Source organism: Peribacillus butanolivorans, from assembly GCF_001273755.1.
Classification (GTDB): domain Bacteria; phylum Bacillota; class Bacilli; order Bacillales; family DSM-1321; genus Peribacillus; species Peribacillus butanolivorans.
Window position 1 is genome coordinate 1,699,890 of sequence record NZ_LGYA01000001.1, and the last position, 17,120, is coordinate 1,717,009.

Here is a 17,120-nt window from a genome sequence, read left to right on the forward strand (position 1 = left end):
GTATTATAGAGTAATTAAATGTCTAATATAAATTAGGACGTAAAGTTCCAAGAAAACTAGTCAGTATCAGCTAATACCTGTAAAGTCTTTTCTCTAATATTTATCCTGTTTTTATAATCTTTTGCTACTAACTCTGTATATATTAAATCAAAAAGTAATAAGAGCGGAAGTAAGGGAGAAATATTCTGTCCCATATGCATGCTACTTTTACTGGTTACTAATAATGATAAGTCACCCAGCTGTGAAAGCTCAGAATTTTTATCACCTGTAAAAACTAATATGAGTGAACCTTGTTTCTTTGCAATTTTAACAGCACGAATGACTTCTTTTGTTGCTCCGGAAATGGAAATGCCAATGACAACACTATTCTGGTTACTTAAAGCCGCATCCATCATTGCCTGGTGAGTATCCGTAACAGCCTCAACATGTAAACCAATTCGGAAAAACTTGGATTTAAACTCCTGGGCGGCTATACCCGAACTCCCTATTCCATAGACATGTATCTTATCTGCCTGAGTAAGGAAAGATACCGCTTTCTGGATATCGTCATATGTAGCTATACGAAAGGTGTTGTCAATGATTCCTAAGTGATCTTGGTACAGTTTAGCGAAATAATCTACCTGCTTAATGTTTTTCATGCTTATCGGTGTATTTTGCAGATCAACGAACCTTTTTAACTCATGTCTAAACTCATTAAATCCTGAAAAAGCTAGTTTCTGGCAAAAACGCGTAATGGTTGCTGGCGAAATGTGAAGATTTTTAGCTATTTGACTTATAGTTAACTGGCTAACTTCATCAGGGCGTTGAAGAATATATTTGGCTAGTTCTTCTTCTGTTTTTGTGAATTTGCTCATACTGCACTCGATTCCATATATGAGATTTTCTGCTAGATATTCCATTTGACCACCCATTTCAGGTTGAATTTTTTAAATGTATGCTTTCTTTAGTATAGTTTAATGTAACCATTAAGAACGTCTATAACCGATAGTTTTAAATAAAGTTGCAGCTACAATAATATTAATCGAGAAAAAGACCCAAACTGCTGATAGTCTGAGTCTTTTTCATTCTTTTGTTATGTTCGGTGCACATTTACAAAGTTTCTATTTTTGCATAGCATTTACAAATCTTTTTGTGATTTGCTGTGGCCTGGTAATAGCGCCACCTACTACCACTGCATGGACATTCATATCTAATATAGAACGAGCAATTTCTGGTGTTATGACATTTCCCTCTGCAATAACTTTTGCATTTTTCACTGCTTTTATTATCTCTTTGAGCACAGCGTAGTCATCCTGATAAATTTTCTGTCCCATTGTTTCACTTGTATAGCCGTAGAGTGTAGGTGCTACAATATCAAATCCTAAATGGTCAGCGTATACAGCCTCATCTATGGTCGATACATCCGCCATTAACAGAACATCTGGATATTTTGCTCTTATATCACAATAAAACTGCTCTAACGTTTTACCGTTCGGTCTTATCCGAGCAGTAGCATCCGTCGCAATGATTTCCGCTTTAGTTTCCATTAAAGCATCAATTTCGATCATGGTGGGAGTAATATAAACATCGTTTTGTCCATACACCTGTTTAATGATCCCTATGACTGGAAGGTCCACATTTTTCTTGATTTCCATTATGTCAGCTACAGAGTTTGCGCGAATGCACGTTGCACCGCCTTCTTTGGCAGCAATGGCCATGCGTCCCATAATAAAAGAGCTGTGCAGCGGCTCATTCTCTAATGCTTGACATGATACAATTAAGCCTTTGTGAATTTTATCCAGCACCTGTTGCATGTTTAACACGTCCTTATCGTTATCTATGTTCTTAATGACCCAAGTATTCTTCCACTTCATTTTTGATGATCGTTACTTGGGGACCGTATACTATTTGAATGCCATTCCCTTTTTTTACGACGCCTTTTGAACCGGTTTGTTTAATGACGTCCTCTTTCACCAATGATTCGTCCTTTACCGTGACACGCAGACGGGTTGCGCAGCAATCGACTATATCGATATTTTCCTGTCCGCCTAATCCATTAACGATGGTCTGGGTTCTCTCTGATGCCGTTACTTGTGTAACAGCGGCCTGTTCATCATCTTCACGGCCGACCACTTTCAAATTCTTCTTCCTGATTAAGAATTTAAAAGTGAAGTAGTATAAGAAAAACCATGGAATGCCTACGAGGAGTACATAAACCCAGTTTGTTTTACTGATTCCTTGGAGAATCCCGAATAAAGTAAAATCAATAAATCCTCCAGAAAAGGTTTGACCGATTGTAATATTGAATATATCTGCCATCATGAAGGCCAAGCCATCAAACAAAGCATGAAAAACATAAAGGATTGGAGCGACAAATAAGAAACTGAATTCAAGTGGTTCGGTAATGCCTGTTAAGAATGATGTTAAGGCTGCTGAAAGAAGTAAACCAGCCACGACTTTCTTATTTTTAGGTTTAGCGCAATGATAAATGGCCAATGCCGCTCCAGGTAAACCAAACATCATCGTGATGAACCGTCCGGACATGAACCGGGAAACACCCTCATAGTACTTGACGGTAGTTGGGTCGGCCAATTGCGCAAAGAAGATATTCTGGGTCCCGCTGACAATCTGCCCTTTAATCTCCATCGTTCCGCCTAAAGCTGTTTGCCAGAAGGGAAGGTAGAAAATATGGTGCAACCCTAACGGCCCGAGCATCCGTAATATGAATCCGTAAAAGAAAGTCCCAATCGTTCCTGTGCTCGTTACCAGCGAACCTAATTGGTTTATGAAAAGTTGGAAATAAGGCCATACGATAAAAAGCACGGCTCCAACCAAGATGGACGCGAAGGAAACGATGATGGGAATGAAACGGGAACCACCGAAAAATCCTAACACTTGCGGAAGCTGAATTTTATTATATTTATTGTGCAAAAGTGCGGTAACGATACCTACTACGATACCGCCAAACACACCAGTCTCCAGTGTTTGGATCCCGACAGCCATTCCCTGTCCAGCACCTGCCAAATTCTCTTTGGCAAGTTCACCGTTTATTTGAAGCAGTGCATTTATTGAACTGTTCATGACGAAATAGCCAATCATGGCTGCCAGTGCAGCGGTCCCTTTATCCGAACGTGCCAATCCTACTGCAACACCTACGGCAAAAATGACCGGCAAGTTACCGAATACGATGCTTCCTGCAGAACTCATGATCGTGAAAATGGCCTGCAGCCAGGCAAAGTCTAAAAAAGGATAGGCCTCAACTGTATTTGGATTAGAAAGAGCACCGCCAATTCCCAGCAATAAACCGGCCGCTGGCAAAACGGCAATCGGGAGCATAAAAGATTTACCGAACTGCTGCGCTTTCTCAAAAGCTTTCTTCATAAAACATTCCTCCCTCATTTAACGAGCCTATAATGTTCTCTATATTTTGATTCTCTATTAATAAGGGGTATTTCTTCCCTATAGCTATATATTAAATCCCTATAAAAGCGTTTTCAATACGAAGCAAGAGATATCAATTGTTTTCACCTAGGAGCTGATTTTTTTGAAAAAGTTTTCAAAAAAAATAATCTCTGAAAATCTGATTGCGAATAAAAGTATTTCCTATTAGCTGGTTTAGGTCAAAAAGACATACAAAGGACTAAATTAATTTCCTTTTTCTTTTGTTTAACTATCAACATTAATGTTTAAATGAGCCTAAATAAAAAGATCCTCTCATGGTATTTGGTTGTGATTGCTGTCTTAAATCTTTTCACAATGATTTTTGACAAGAGGTCTCTTTTAAAAAAGCAACTTGTATGAGTGATACGAGTTGCTTTTACTATTTTACGGACAGAAATAAGGCTTATTTGTAATAAAGTTTTTAATTACAAGTAAAAGATACCTTCTCAATAGTTAATATTCATTTTTGAAATAGAACCAGATTTTTTACCTTATGCAAAATTTATGGTATAAGAAAAACCTTTTAGGTTAAACTAATGGTAAAAACAAGAAGTTTAGTAAAGAGAGTGTGTGCATGAATTTTATTTACAGTTTAGCGTGCTTGTTCTTAGGATTATTTCTGATAAACCTGATTTTTTCTTATCAAAGTAAACACATTGATTCAGCTTTTTGGGAAACACTCAAGTTCCATCTTTGTGTCTTACCTTTATTTTTAACTGCAAATATGCTGATAGGTTATGGAGTAAAGTTCGGATTTAAAGCTATACATAACCTGACATATGTCTTAGTTACTTCTAAGGGGATAGAAATCTTAATCGCATTGATAATGGGGTACATATTTTTAAAGGAAGTGCCTACTTGGAAAACTTTATTGGGATTTTCGATTATTGTAGTTGGATTAATTGTCTCAAAAATAAAGTAGGAACAGTTCAATCCTGATGCAAAATCTAATGACTATTAATGTTCAAGATGATTTTCATCATGAAGTTAATTTTGAATAAGTTTGACTCATATACTTTGTTAACAATGAGATAGTACCTGCGGTGCAACTTGAGCTTTCTTAATGTAGTGAAGATGAGGGAAGAACGTGGCTTATCGATGGAATTTCGAGTGATCATAAAAATATTGATATATTGCTAGAATTGGAACAATATACAATTGATTACACTAGAAAAAATGGGGGGGGAATATGAGTTTTTTACTAAAAAAGGATTTAAAAACGCTAATGTACTAATGGGTGCTTTACTTCACTGAGAGAGTGGCTGAGGCAACCTATTTTTATGCAACTAACGGGGCGGTTTAGTGAAAAAAGGGATTTTTTTCCCTTTGACGAATATATAACTTTGAAGGTCAAAAAGGAAGTTGTTACTACGATAGTGGTACGCCTTTTTGTTAATCGAAACGATTTGCTTAAGTTTAAGAAAAGGGGTTATAGCATAGCAATACCTGCTTCTTAATGTGCTAACCGGATAGTTACGAGGATGGGAATGAGGGGGATTTATGGACTTAAGGAAAGCTACTTTGAGCTTTGGGAGAGTCAATTGTGTTGATGGAAGTGAGATAACAACTAAGTCTGCACCTTCAAAAAATGTTGATGATGTAACACTCCATGCCGAGGCAGGATCATTTGTGAATTATGGTGGCTTTCATGGAGATATCACTTGTACGAAAATCGTCAGCAGGCTTCGGGCGGCCGGTTGTGTTTTCGCCGAAGATGAGGCCCGGTTGCTCGTCTCCGCGGAACGGACTCCAGCCGACCTTGCAGCCATGGTTGACAGCCGAGCAGCCGGTTTGCCCCTCGAACACGTCATTGGCTGGGCGGAGTTCTGCGGACTGCGAATAGCGTTGGACCCTGGAGTTTTCGTACCCCGTCAACGCACCAAATTTCTCGTCCGACAGGCCGCCGACATCGCCCGACCAGGAGCCATTGTGGTTGACCTGTGCTGTGGATCGGGCGCGGTGGGCGCCGCGCTGGCCGCTGCACTGGAACGAATCGAATTGTACGCCACCGACATCGACCCGGCGGCGGTGCGGTGCGCCCGCCGCAACGTCACTGTCGCAGGTGGTTACGTGTACGAAGGTGACCTCTACGAGCCGTTGCCCTCCACACTTAGGGGGCGCGTCGACGTTCTGGTCGCCAACGCACCTTACGTACCTACCGAGGTGATCCGACTGCTCCCCCCGGAGGCCCGCATACACGAGGCCCGGGTGGCGCTCGACGGGGGAGCGGACGGGCTTGACGTCCAGCGACGGGTGGCGAACGCGGCCTCACTCTGGCTGGCACCGGGCGGCCACCTGCTGGTCGAGTCTAGCGAGCGACAGGCGCCCAAGACCGTCGAGATTTTCACTCGCAACGGGCTGGTACCGAAAGTGGCCAGATTCGACGAACTGGACGCCACCGTCGTCATCGGAACAAAGCCCGACTTTCAGAGCAATTCGGACGGCTAGCATTGTCCGCAAATGAGAGTGATGTTTGCTTGGCAGCGTGCTGATGGCAGGTGTTAAGTTAAAAATATGGCCCAATAAAAGAGAAAAATTTTAGGTTTAGTCTAAATTCGGAATTTAAATAGGACTTAACGAGCGAGTGCATTACTTCTACGAGGAGGTTGCTGAGGCAGCCTTTTTTGTATGCAACAAACCAGGCAGTTAAATTTAACAAGGGTCCTGAAAGAAATTAAAAGCCTTAATATCTGTTGTCGTATTAAGGTGGATAGTGCAGATACACTACCTCTGTATAAGTTCTCTTTAATAGATGGATTAGTACACAAAGAATGATGTTCTGTAAAAAAAAGTATAATTACCCTGTTGTATATTGTCTCAAATACAATTTTAAAAAATATAATGTCTTTACACCTACAAAAAAGTAAAATCTTTCGAAGTTTATTAAGTATGGAAATCTGTAAATAGTATAATGCAATAATATTTTTAATTTGGTTTATATAAAATAAAAATAAATGTATTATGACTATCAATAACGGTCTTTGTAAATATTCTGAAATAATTTGATATAGGAAAAGAAAGAAGTGATTCATTTATTGATAGAATTTAGTGCTTGTTTACCCTTGATACTGATGTGAAATGAGAGAAAGTAACAAAATGTTTGGATGAAAAATCAGAAGACGTTTTACTAGAGTTGCTAAAAACGATTGAAAACATTATGTTTATAAATCTGAATAACGTAAGGATATATTTAAGGCTGCTTGTTAATCAGGATTTTGAGAATGACATGCCCATTACTTATATTTTTAACTTTTGGATAGGATTTAACTGCATTTTCCTGAACGATTATATTATTCTTTTATATTGATTTTATTTAAGGGCGGTTACATAAGCATGGGGAGAATGTATAAGAGGCAACAACGAAAATTTTCATTAAGAAAGATATGGAATCGGATGTATTCCAAAAAGTTTCTATTAAAGATAATGGCCATAGTTACAACATTTACTATATGCGTTTTACTTATTCTTAATGTGTTTATTTGGTCCACTGATGTAAGTAAATTAGAGAATCCTGTACCACAACCGACAATTATCTACGACCAAGCGGGAAGCGTTGCAAGTAAGATTTCGACTTCAAATATTGAGGGAGTTAGTATTAAACAAATTCCTAGCAATTTGATCAATGCAGTCATTTCAACTGAGGATCAGCGTTTTTACGATCACCATGGTATTAATTACGTAGGTATTGCTAGAGCTATGGTTAAGAATCTATTTAGTGGGGGAATTGTAGCGGGGGGAAGTACAATAACACAACAGTTAGCTAAAAATGTATTTCTTACCCAGGAACGTACATATACAAGAAAGTTCAAAGAGCTCATTTTTACTAAAAAAATTGAACGTACATACTCTAAAGATAAGATTATGGAACGATATTTAAATCAAATCTATTTTGGGGAAGGTGCTTGGGGAATTCAGCGGGCTGCTCAAGTATACTTTGGAAAAGACGTAAACAAATTAACATTAAGTGAGTCCGCAATGCTAGCAGGACTTATTAAGGCACCTTCTATCCTGTCGCCATTTAAGAATTACGACAAGGCAATTCAGCGTAGAAATATTGTATTGTCACTTATGAAGAATGAAGGCTATATTAGCGAAAGTGATTTAGAGAAAGCCAAGCAACAATCGATAGTGTTAGAAGGAAAGAAAACAGAAGACTATAAAGGGAAATATCCTCATTATGTAGATAACATTATTGATGAGGCAATTAATAAGTATCATCTCACACAAAACGAAGTGCTTTCAGGTGGTCTCCGGATTTATACAGAATTAAATCCTAGGATGCAGAATGCTGTTGAAGAGGTATATAAAAGTGAAAATATGTTTCCAAAAAGTCAGCCAGATCGATTGATTCAAAGTGGGGCAATCTTAATTAACCCTTCGACAGGAGGAATCAATGCCCTTATTGGAGGAAGAGGAGAACACAGCTTCCGCCAGTATAATCGTGCAACACAATTAAAAAGACAACCAGGGTCAATAATGAAACCATTGTCAGTATACACCCCTGCGTTGGAACAAGGCTATGACATCTTTGATATGTTACAAGATAGCCCCCTTAATATTGATGGATATCAACCTCAGAATTATGACAAACAATTTCGCGGTAGCGTTTCTATGTATGATGCTGTAGTTCATTCCTATAATGTACCAGCTGTCTCGTTGTTGCAAAAGATAGGACTAGAGTACGGGGGCAAGGCAGTGGAACGTTTTGGAGTCACATTGGAACAAAAAGACTATATTCCCGGTCTAGCTTTAGGGGGTATGAACAAAGGAACTTCTCCATTGCAAATGGCACAAGCCTTTTCCGCTTTCCCTAACGATGGAATTATGGTAGAAGCTCATGCTATTCAACGCATCGAGAACGCCAGTGGCGAAACACTCGGAAAGTGGAATAAAAAAGAAAGTCGAGTAACAGAACCATCTGTTGCCCAAAAAATCACTTTTATGCTGAAAGGTGTTGTAAACGAAGGAACAGGGGTAAAGGCTCAGATTGAAGGTAGAGAAATTGCCGGTAAAACAGGAACTACACAACTGCCATTTTCTACGCAAAATGGAGCGAAGGATCATTGGTTTGTAGGGTATACTCCGCAAGTTGTAGGAGCCATTTGGTTAGGATACGACAAAACAGATCAAACCCATTATCTCTCCTCGTCTAGTAGTGGAACTGCTACTGTTATTTTTAAAGAGATTTTATTGAAATCTGGCAATGAGGTCCCTACTAAAGGGTTTGACCTATCATTACTTGGAGGCAACTATATAAAACAATTAGAAAAGAAAGTAAAGGCTAAAGAAGAAAAGAGAAAACAAGATAATGAAAACCAAAGTGGAATTAAAGCACCAAAAAGTGAAAAGAACAAAAGCCATGAAAATAAAAAGCATTTAAAAGAAATAAAAAACAAAAATAAAGAAAACAAAGAAAAGAAAAAAAATAAGGGAAAAGATGATAAAAAAAACAAAGTTAAGAAAGAAAAAAAGGAGAATCATGGATAAGGAAGGGGGAGTAATTATAATGACTGTTTTGTTCGGTACGGAAGAATACTTTGAACAAGAAATGCTAAGACACTTAGAAATTAGTCGAATGGGAAAATGGACTAAAGAAGATGAAATCTCATTAATATATTCAATATTAGAAAATGAAATTTTATACGACTTTGTATGTGACGAAAAGGTTCGAATAGAATGTTTGAAAAATCTTGCCTATGCAGATAAAAGGTTAAGGATAAAAGACTATCGACCTATAAATGTCAATGAAAAATATAGTTTAGTGTAACCATTTGGATGAGTAACACTAGCTATAGCTATTGAACCCTACATGAGGTTTGCTTTTTGTAATAAATGTAATAGATACCGTTAGCTTGTAAAATTTGGAATATATTATTTTGCCTCATTCGAAAAAGTACACTTTTATGAACAAAAAAGCCCTTAGTAGATGAAAAAAGGGCTTTTTCGTATTTTTAATTGATGGAAACCATTGGATACCTCATATAACCCATCAATAGAATGTAGAAAAAATATGAAGGACGAGAGTCAGGGAGATGAAGTGTTGGGAGCCCTGAGCGTTTCGCCCTTCAAAGTTAATGTTCTCCATTTCGTAAAAGATATACAAAGGTGGTTAAAATGATTGAATTGTAGGAGCAATGAACTGGGATAAAAAATGTAGCACGGTTTCTTGGATGTACGTTAAATAACCAGAAATTTGTTGTAATAATTATAAGCTAGAATAGCGAAAAACTGAGCATTATGGAATAACGAAACCACCATGAAGCATATAAGGTCTTTACAGGGAATAAAATGAATGAAATATATGAAGGAAAGCGGGGCAGTGCATTTGAAAATCCATGTGGTGAATAAGGGGGATTCCTTGTGGAAGATTTCCCAGCAATATGGTGTCAGCACCAACCGAATTGTTAGGATCAATGGCCTTGAAAATCCCGAAAAGTTAGTGATTGGCCTAGCACTTTTGATTCCTGAACCTTATCTTCAGTACAGAGTTCAACCAGGGGATACTCTCGAAAAAATCGTGACTCAGTTTGGAACAACCTTACAGGAAATCATGCAAAGAAATCGCATCACAAATCCTTCTAATATCTATCCAGGACAAAGACTTACCATTCCGGTCATTTTTCATACAGTAAGGGAACGAGATACCCTTTATGACATAGCAAGACGTTATGGAACAACAGTTCAATCCATAATGCAGACTAATCGAATTACAGACCCTATTAGTATTTATCCCGGACAGATAGTAAAGATTCCTCAGAAACCGAAACCCACGATTGATGTGAATGGTTTTACAAACGTTTATGGGCAAAGAGGCGCGGTACAGGTACGTGAAGTAGCCTACGATTTGACCTACGTAAGTCCGTTTGGTTATAGAATGAGGCAAGATGGGAGTTTAGAAGTCATTGATGACAACCCGACTATACAAGCGGCGCAGTCAACTGGAGTTGTACCCATGATGTGCATAACGAATTTTTCCGCCACTGAAGCGGGAACAAGGCTTGCACATACGATACTTTCTGATTTAAGTTTAGTGGAAAAATTATTGACCAATGTCATAAATACGATGAAAAATAAAGGTTACCGTGGATTGAATATCGACTTTGAAAGTGTAGCGTCTGAAGACCGTGATTTCTACAATCGGTTTCTCCAAAGAGCAGTGGATCGATTGCGTCCTGAAGGCTACTTTGTGTCCTCCTCCCTTGCCCCAAAAACTAGTGCCAATCAAAAGGGATTATTAGTTGAAGCACATGATTATCCTGTTCACGGACGGCTGCTCGATTTCGTTGTGCTGATGACATATGAATGGGGTTACCGAAAGGGACCGCCACAGGCTATCTCTCCCATTAATCAAATCAAGCGGGTCCTAGACTATGCAGTTACAGTGATTCCAACAAACAAAATCTTTATAGGCTTTCAAATTTATGCACGTGACTGGCTTGTTCCTCATATAGAGGGTCAAGAAGCAGAGACTTTCGACATGCAGGAAGCCATCAGGCGTGCCACCCAATATAATGTAGAAATAAAATATGACGAGACAACCCAATCACCTTATTATAGATACAAAGACAGTCAGGGGCGCACACATGAAGTTTGGTTTGAGGACGCACGCAGTGCTAAAGCCAAATTCGACCTGGTGAAGAGTTACAGGGCAAGGGGGCTCAGTTATTGGGTACTTGGTTATCCTTTTCCTCAGAATTGGGAATTACTTGGAGATACATTTATTGTGCGAAAATTGTAAGATGTTTTTTAATAGCACTGAAATTGCCCGCCCTAGAAGTTCATCATTGCTTTTTGCCTGACATGGGGTCAACAAAATGAGCGTTTTTGGCAGAATAAGAATCAAACAATCATTATATCCTCATTTATAATCACAACTATTAAATCTTAATGCCCTTTTTGTAAAATGTGGATGAGAAGAAGCAAAAGTTACTTCATATGTCCATGCATTGAAGGAAGTTGCTGCCATGCTCTATTTCAAGGTATTACACAGACAGCTTATTTAAGGGGCGAATCTTTGAAAAATTAACGACTGCCAAGGAATGCTTTTTGCTAAAAAAAGGTTAATTTTTAACATATAAAGAGGTTTAAGAACAAAAATTTATCCTCTATTATGTTTTTAATGTTAGCAAAATGCTCGGAACTTATTAATACCCATTCAACAATTTGCTGGGAATCAGCTACAATATGAAGAATGCTTTAAACAAGCCGCATAAGAAATTACTGAAGCTCAAACATAGCAAGGTGAATATCAATGTCTCTTTAGGCTATTTCTACAAATTTAAATAAACGTCAAACTGAAAAACGCTGACTATAGTCAGCGTCAGACTGTAGACAAACTCGATGGAAATCGAGTTTGTCTACAGTTTTTTTAAGGGTTTTAAAAATTCGAACGTTGATTTCCACTCCAGGCACTCGCTTTCCGCGGGCGGTCCGAGCCTCCTCGGCGCCTTTGCGCCTGTGGGGTCTCCCTTGGACGCTTTTCCCGCAGGAGTCTCGCACCTTCCGTTCCAATCAACTTTGTTTTAACAATTAGATTTAACCGCTTTTGCCTACAGTCTTTTTTGTTTTAAAATAGGAGTATTAAAACTTGAGGTGATGACGATGCTTTCGAAACATAATTCTATTCAGCGAGATCAACTTGAAATGATTACTTTGGATCAACTGGTGCCAGCGAACCATTTGGTTCGTAAAATTGAGGCGGCCATTGACTTCACTTTCATTTATGACTTGGTGAAAGATATGTATTCAGAGATAGGGCGCCCAAGTATTGATCCAGTTATTTTAGTTAAATTGACATTCATTCAATATACCTTCGGTATTCGTTCGATGCGTAAAACGATTGAAGAAGTTGAAACGAATATGGCTTACCGTTGGTTTTTAGGTTACGGTTTCCATGATAAAGTACCTCACTTCTCAACGTTCGGGAAAAATTATGAGCGTCGCTTTAAAGATACAGACCTGTTTGAACAGATTTTTTATCGTATCTTAATGACAGCTTCAGAAAGAAAGTTAATAAGTGCAGAGCACGTATTCGTTGATTCAACACATGTGAAAGCCAGTGCGAATAAGCGAAAATTCGAAAAGAAAATCGTTCGTAAGGAAACACGAGCATATCAAGGACGCCTTCAAGAAGAAATAAATCAAGATCGTGAAAATAATGGAAAGAAGCCTTTTCCACCGGATAAATTTGATAAAGAAGAAACCAAAGAGATTAAAGAAAGTACAACTGACCCTGAGAGTGGCTACTATGTAAAAGATGAACGAACAAAACAGTTTGCCTATTCATTTCATGCGGCTGCAGACCGCAACGGTTTTGTGCTGGGGACGATTGTAACACCGGGAAATACGCATGATAGTCATATCTTAGAGCCTCTTGTTGAACGAGTAATTGAGAAAGTTGGAAAACCTGAAGCTGTTGCCGCAGATGCAGCTTACAAAACACCAGCCATTACAAGCTACCTTTTTAGGAAAGAAATCACACCAGCTTTACCCTATACACGTCCACGAACAAAAGAAGGGTTCTTTCGCAAGCATGACTATGTTTACGATGAACATTTTGATTGTTATCTCTGCCCATCGGGCGAGATTTTAAAGTACTCAACAACAAATAAAGAGGGCTATCGCGAGTACAAATCACCCAAACACACTTGTGCGACATGCTCATCTTTATCACGGTGTACAGAAAGCAAAGACCACCAAAAAGTGGTGACACGGCATATCTGGCAAGCATATGTGGAAGAAGCAGATCATCTGCGTACTCATCAAGATGTAAAACCTATATATGCGAAACGTAAAGAAACGATTGAGCGTGATTCGCAGATGTAAAAGAAAAGCATGGTATGCGTTGGACTACTTTAAGGGGACTTAAAAAATTGTCGATGCAAGCGATGCTTACTTTCGCTGCCATTAATTTAAAGAAGATGGCCAATTGGACATGGCAAGGTCCAAAAATGGCTTAACAGAGTGGGCTCGTAGAGCCCCAATATCTTAACCTTGGACCAAAATTCAAAAGGAATTTCAAAAGGGGTTCGGAATTTTATAATTCCGAACCCCTTTTGTCTACAAACTGACGCTGACTATAGTCAGCGTTTTTACATTATTGAAAACAAACGGTATTAATACTTATTGCTGTTTACTTATTTAAATTATTACTCATCTTTATTATCTGGGTCAGTTGCATCTTTAGGGTCTTCAATCGGATCTTCTGTATTAGTGCCCCCATCATTTTCATCGATATTATCTGGGTCAGTTGCATCTTTAGGGTCTTCAATCGGATCTTCTTTATTAGTGCCCCCATCATTTTCATCGATATTATCTGGGTCAGTTGCATCTTTAGGGTCTTCAATCGGATCTTCTTTATTAGTGCCCCCATCATTTTCATCGATATTATCTGGGTCAGTTGCATCTTTAGGGTCTTCAATCGGATCTTCTTTATTAGTGCCCCCATCATTTTCATCGATATTATCTGGGTCAGTTGCATCTTTAGGGTCTTCAATCGGATCTTCTTTATTAGTGCCCCCATCATTTTCATCGATATTATCTGGGTCAGTTGCATCTTTAGGGTCTTCAATCGGATCTTCTTTATTAGTGCCCCCATCATTTTCATCGATATTATCTGGGTCAGTTGCATCTTTAGGGTCTTCAATCGGATCTTCTTTATTAGTGCCCCCATCATTTTCATCGATATTATCTGGGTCAGTTGCATCTTTAGGGTCTTCAATCGGATCTTCTTTATTAGTGCCCCCATCATTTTCATCGATATTATCTGGGTCAGTTGCATCTTTAGGGTCTTCAATCGGATCTTCTTTATTAGTGCCCCCATCATTTTCATCGATATTATCTGGGTCAGTTGCATCTTTAGGGTCTTCAATCGGATCTTCTTTATTAGTGCCCCCATCATTTTCATCGATATTATCTGGGTCAGTTGCATCTTTAGGGTCTTCAATCGGATCTTCTTTATTAGTGCCCCCATCATTTTCATCGATATTATCTGGGTCAGTTGCATCTTTAGGGTCTTCAATCGGATCTTCTTTATTAGTGCCCCCATCATTTTCATCGATATTATCTGGGTCAGTTGCATCTTTAGGATCTTCAACTGGTTCCTCTGTATTAGGAGGAGCTGGATTGTTATCCTTATTTGTAGTATTACAACCCATTAACATCATGGCAGAAAGAAAAACAACTGATAATAGTTTTAACCACTTTTGATTCATTTTTATCGTCCTCTCTATTGGCTTTTTACTTTCAATATTACTTTTTCCTTTCTAATTTTTTTTATTCAAACACTGTATCAAATTATCTTCAATCACAGATAGGCTGATGAAGAGGTTGTAAAAAACAGAAGAAACTCGTCAAAAAGGTAGTCGTGAGAATAATTATTTAGTGTAAATGGAATTTTTATTAATACTATGGCGATACTTCAACTAAGGCTCTTTTCCAATACATCTACATGTAATTTTTGTTATAAAGTGAAACTAAGTTTGATAAGAAATTCATGAAAAACATGGATAAATCAACTTTTCATCAAAATCAAAACGTTTGAGTAAACTTCATTTTTTAAAAAACTATAAAAATTCATTAAAAGCTAACCCTTATTCAAAACTTCAAAAGAACATAGGTAGGATATGAGGTAATTTTAGGTACAAAAAAAGGCTATACCTTATAGGTATAAGCCCTCTCTTGAAAATTGTACTTGAAGCGAAAACAAAATGAAGTTTAGCCGAATTTTTTTGATTTATTGATGGGTATCAAGACGTTGAAATCAAGATTCCAACGAAATATATTCAGCACCCTGTTCTTTTGCCCAATTATGTATATAACTGAGCAGCCTATATCCAAGGCCACTAGGGCGATGATTTACATCAGTAACCAAATCTTGTACAAACACATAGCGTTCATTATACAAATCTTCATGCCAGCTAATACCTGCTAAAGCTACGATGCTTGTATCATGATATAAAGCAAATAACTGTTGACCCTCCTTACGCATATCATTTAATAATTCTAGATATTCCTCTAAAGTCAAATCAGTATGTAACTGATTTATTATCGGATAAGCCTGTAAGAATTGATGTTCTACAGTTAACTCTACAATATTTTCCACTGGTATTTTCATATTAATTTCTCCTATCTTTTTTAATTTTTATTGCTTCGCCTTCCATAAATAGATACGGATTGATTTTCTGACATATAAACCTGTCCAAAATTTTTGTTAGTTAAAAATGCTTCTACTTCAGTGGAATCTTTATCAATCTAGAGATTCATCACCCACTTAACCTACACTCGCTCACGAATTGGTTCGGTTTGAAGATGGGGTCTTCTCGCTAGATCTGATAAAAAAAGAAGCGGAACACAGTTAAGGTTCCTGCTTCTTTCTGTTAATTTCACAGGTGAAATTTTTATTAGATGATCGCTTCTTAGATCTTATGCTAATCTGTGCTCAATTCTTTAAGACTAATCGCTTGATTCCGTTGCATTCCTAATTTTCTTCCAATAAAATATTATGAATGATTTTGGGTTGATTTTTCTAGTTCTTCTTCTTTTATCTTTAAGGCTACTAAACTAGCAAAGTCATGAATGATAGTCGCTGCCAATAGTGATGTGATTTGTGTTGGATCATAAGGGGGGAGGACTTCCACTAGGTCGAATCCAATAAAGTTAAATCCCTGCAGAGAACGAATCATCTCTAGGGTTTCAAAGCTGTTTAGACCGCCGACCTCTAGGGTGCCTGTACCAGGGGCACAGGATGGATCCACAAAATCTATATCAAAACTCAAGAAACATGGTGTATCCCCAATGGTCTTCTTGACTTCCTTCAAAACATCCTTGATGCCTCTTTCCTTCAGTTCAGGCGTAGTTATCACGTTGTATCCTAGATCCGTGCTGGAATCTATATCTCCTGGATGATTGAGCGTCCCTCTAATTCCAATTTGGAAAACTTTATCCGTTTGGAGCAAACCTTCCTCATATGCACGGATAAAAGGGGAACCATGCCAATATTTCTCTTCATAATAGGTATCCCAGGTATCAGTATGTGAATCAAAATGGAGCATTGCAACAGGTCCATGTACTTTTGCGGCAGCTCGCAGGTTTGCCAATGTTACTGAATGATCCCCGCCAATACCTATTGGAATGATTCCTTCTTTCATTAAGTCTGTCATTGAACTTTCAATTAGCTCATAGCTTCGGTGTATATTATGGGGAATCACTGAAATATCCCCAATATCAATGGCATTACAATCGTCAAATGGGTACACCTTGTGTATCGGATGGTAAGGAAACAAGGTCATAGATGCCTGGCGGATTGCCTGTGGGGCAAACCGTGCTCCTACCCTGAATGAAGCAGCTGTATCAAAAGGTATACCTAATACTGCCAATTTGGCATTTTCTCTTGAGGCAGGTAAGCGCATAAATGATCCGGTCGTACAAAACTCTGGTTTTACGTCAGGAGATAACGGATATTTCATTTTTGTATTCCTCCATTTTCTTATTTCTTTCATTGTAGAGAAACAATGCAATTATCATGCCAAGTCCCTATTAAGTGATATCTATATGTTCTAACTAGATATTATTTGCAGGAGTTATGAAGGAGCGCATAATCTATGAAAAATTGAATCGCTTATCGGAAGGCGATGTACTACTTCATTCTTGTGAATAAAATTCATTACGCTGTCTAATATTGCATAATTTAAAAGCTTATT

General features: G+C 38.2%; 10 protein-coding genes and 1 pseudogene. 5 read left to right on the plus strand and 6 right to left on the minus strand.

Annotated elements, in window-relative coordinates; translation table 11 throughout:
- Positions 1-56 precede the first annotated feature (56 nt).
- The 3 genes from AKG34_RS08100 to AKG34_RS08110 form a co-directional block, all read right to left on the minus strand.
- A complete protein-coding gene (locus tag AKG34_RS08100; protein WP_053345613.1) occupies positions 57-899 on the minus strand; it encodes a MurR/RpiR family transcriptional regulator in 843 nt (280 codons plus the stop codon).
- A gap of 201 nt (positions 900-1,100) precedes the next feature.
- Positions 1,101-1,793, minus strand: a complete 693-nt coding sequence (locus AKG34_RS08105) for an N-acetylmannosamine-6-phosphate 2-epimerase (RefSeq protein WP_053345614.1) — start codon at positions 1,791-1,793, stop codon at positions 1,101-1,103.
- 31 nt (positions 1,794-1,824) lie between these two features.
- Positions 1,825-3,360, minus strand: coding sequence for a maltose/glucose-specific PTS transporter subunit IIC (locus AKG34_RS08110; protein ID WP_053345615.1), 1,536 nt, complete (start codon positions 3,358-3,360; stop codon positions 1,825-1,827).
- A gap of 1,689 nt (positions 3,361-5,049) precedes the next feature.
- On the opposite strand from AKG34_RS08110, the gene AKG34_RS08120 reads away from it, so the two are divergent.
- The 5 genes and pseudogenes from AKG34_RS08120 (at position 5,050) to AKG34_RS08140 (ending at position 13,379) form a co-directional block, all read left to right on the plus strand.
- Positions 5,050-5,868 (plus strand): putative protein N(5)-glutamine methyltransferase, encoded by an 819-nt coding sequence (locus tag AKG34_RS08120; RefSeq protein ID WP_053348037.1) that lies wholly within the window; start codon positions 5,050-5,052, stop codon positions 5,866-5,868.
- Positions 5,869-6,762: 894 nt separating this feature from the next.
- Positions 6,763-8,907, plus strand: a complete 2,145-nt coding sequence (locus tag AKG34_RS08125) for a transglycosylase domain-containing protein (RefSeq protein WP_407946281.1) — start codon at positions 6,763-6,765, stop codon at positions 8,905-8,907.
- A 19-nt stretch (positions 8,908-8,926) separates the two neighbouring features.
- Complete coding sequence (locus AKG34_RS08130) at positions 8,927-9,187, plus strand: hypothetical protein (protein ID WP_053348039.1); 261 nt, start codon at positions 8,927-8,929, stop codon at positions 9,185-9,187.
- A 558-nt stretch (positions 9,188-9,745) separates the two neighbouring features.
- A complete protein-coding gene (locus AKG34_RS08135) occupies positions 9,746-11,158 on the plus strand; it encodes a glycoside hydrolase family 18 protein (protein WP_053348040.1) in 1,413 nt (470 codons plus the stop codon).
- 863 nt (positions 11,159-12,021) lie between these two features.
- Positions 12,022-13,379: pseudogene (locus AKG34_RS08140) on the plus strand (IS1182 family transposase).
- Between the two features lie 189 nt (positions 13,380-13,568).
- Here the strand turns inward: AKG34_RS08140 and AKG34_RS28680 are convergent.
- From AKG34_RS28680 to speB, 3 genes are all read right to left on the minus strand, one after another.
- The gene (locus AKG34_RS28680; RefSeq protein WP_236694889.1) at positions 13,569-14,633 is read right to left on the minus strand and encodes a midas domain-containing protein; all 1,065 of its coding nucleotides are present in this window, start codon (positions 14,631-14,633) and stop codon (positions 13,569-13,571) included.
- 548 nt (positions 14,634-15,181) lie between these two features.
- Complete coding sequence (locus AKG34_RS08150) at positions 15,182-15,535, minus strand: GNAT family N-acetyltransferase (protein ID WP_082612881.1); 354 nt, start codon at positions 15,533-15,535, stop codon at positions 15,182-15,184.
- A 385-nt stretch (positions 15,536-15,920) separates the two neighbouring features.
- Positions 15,921-16,886 (minus strand): agmatinase, encoded by a 966-nt coding sequence (speB, locus tag AKG34_RS08155; RefSeq protein ID WP_053345617.1) that lies wholly within the window; start codon positions 16,884-16,886, stop codon positions 15,921-15,923.
- Between the last annotated feature and the right edge of the window lie 234 nt (positions 16,887-17,120).